This window comes from Pseudomonas sp. PS01299 (assembly GCF_029960145.1).
Lineage (GTDB): Bacteria > Pseudomonadota > Gammaproteobacteria > Pseudomonadales > Pseudomonadaceae > Aquipseudomonas > Aquipseudomonas putida_A.
This window is the reverse complement of the sequence record NZ_JASCPO010000467.1, coordinates 1-1,691: the sequence shown is the minus strand read 5'-3', so window position 1 is coordinate 1,691 and position 1,691 is coordinate 1. Positions and strand designations below refer to the sequence as shown.

Here is a 1,691-nt window from a genome sequence, read left to right as displayed (position 1 = left end):
GGCTTGCTCGCGAATGCGCAGTGTCAGTCGACCTATGCTTTGACTGATTCAGCGCTTTCGCGAGCAAGCCCGCTCCCACAGTAGTTTTGGGTTGTGAGTAAAACCGCGTTTCTTCATCGAGAACTCCATGTCGCAAACCCCACCTCCCGCCCAGCTCGCCTACGTCCTGCATTCGCGCGCCTACCGCGAAACCAGCGCGCTGGTCGACTTCCTCACGCCGCAAGGGCGGCTGCGGGCGGTTTTGCGCAGTGCGCGGGGCAAGGCCGGGACACTGGCGCGGCCGTTCGTGCCGCTGGAAGTCGAGTTTCGTGGCAAGGGTGAACTGAAGAATGTCGGGCGCATGGAAAGTGCCGGCAACGCGACCTGGATGGTCGGTGAGGCGCTGTTCAGTGGCCTCTATCTCAATGAGCTGCTGATCCGCCTGCTGCCTGCCGAAGACCCGCACCCGGCGGTGTTCGACCATTACGCTGCAACACTGCTGGCCCTGGCCGAAGGTCGCCCGCTGGAGCCGTTGTTGCGCTCGTTCGAATGGCGCCTGTTGGACGATCTCGGTTACGGCTTCTCCCTGAATACCGATATCCACAGCGAACCGGTCGCGCCGGACGGTCTGTATCGTCTGCAAGTGGACGCCGGACTTGAGCGGGTGTTTCTGTTGCAGCCGGGCTTGTTCAACGGCACCGAGCTGCTGGCCATGGCCGAAGCCGACTGGACCGCTCCCGGCGCACTGTCGGCGGCCAAGCGTCTGATGCGTCAGGCACTGGCCGTGCACTTGGGCGGTCGCCCCCTCGTCAGCCGCGAGCTATTTCGCAAGCCCTGATATGCTGTGCGCCGAATCTTTCCCTTCAGGAGCGCATCCGTGACCACCAGCAATCGCATTCTTCTTGGCGTGAACATCGACCACGTCGCCACCCTGCGTCAGGCCCGTGGCACACGCTACCCGGATCCGGTCAAGGCAGCGCTGGACGCGGAAGAGGCGGGCGCCGATGGCATCACCGTGCACTTGCGTGAAGACCGCCGGCACATTCAGGAGCGCGACGTGCTGCTGCTCAAGGATGTGCTGCAGACCCGCATGAATTTCGAAATGGGCGTCACCGAAGAAATGATGGCGTTCGCCGAACGCATCCGTCCGGCGCACATCTGCCTGGTTCCGGAAACCCGTCAGGAACTGACCACTGAAGGCGGTCTGGATGTAGCGGGGCAGGAAGAACGCATCAGGGCAGCGGTCGAGCGCCTGTCGAAGATCGGCAGCGAGGTGTCGCTGTTCATCGATGCTGACGAGCGCCAGATCGCTGCGTCGAAGCGCGTCGGTGCGCCGGCCATCGAACTGCATACCGGGCGTTACGCCGATGCCGAAACCCCGACTGAAGTTGCTGAAGAATTGAAGCGTGTGGCGGACGGCGTGGCGTTTGGTCTGGCGCAGGGCCTGATCGTCAACGCCGGGCATGGCCTGCATTATCACAACGTCGAAGCCGTGGCGGCGATCGAAGGCATCAACGAATTGAACATCGGCCATGCGCTGGTGGCGCATGCGTTGTTCGTGGGCTTCAAGTCAGCTGTTTCCGAGATGAAAACGCTGATTCTGGCGGCCGCCAAGCCCTAAGCAACACCCCAGAACCCAATGTGGGAGCGGGCTTGCTCGCGAAGGCGGTGTATCAGTCAAAGAATATGTCGACTGACACACCGCCTTCGCG

2 protein-coding genes are annotated in these 1,691 nt (G+C 62.4%); both read left to right on the top strand.

The window, feature by feature from the left end:
* The first annotated feature begins 127 nt into the window (after window positions 1-127).
* Window positions 128-817, top strand: coding sequence for a DNA repair protein RecO (recO, locus tag QMX91_RS31035; RefSeq protein WP_007965159.1), 690 nt, complete (start codon window positions 128-130; stop codon window positions 815-817).
* Between the two features lie 39 nt (window positions 818-856).
* Window positions 857-1,600 (top strand): pyridoxine 5'-phosphate synthase, encoded by a 744-nt coding sequence (gene pdxJ / locus QMX91_RS31030; protein ID WP_282413901.1) that lies wholly within the window; start codon window positions 857-859, stop codon window positions 1,598-1,600.
* Window positions 1,601-1,691 lie beyond the last annotated feature (91 nt).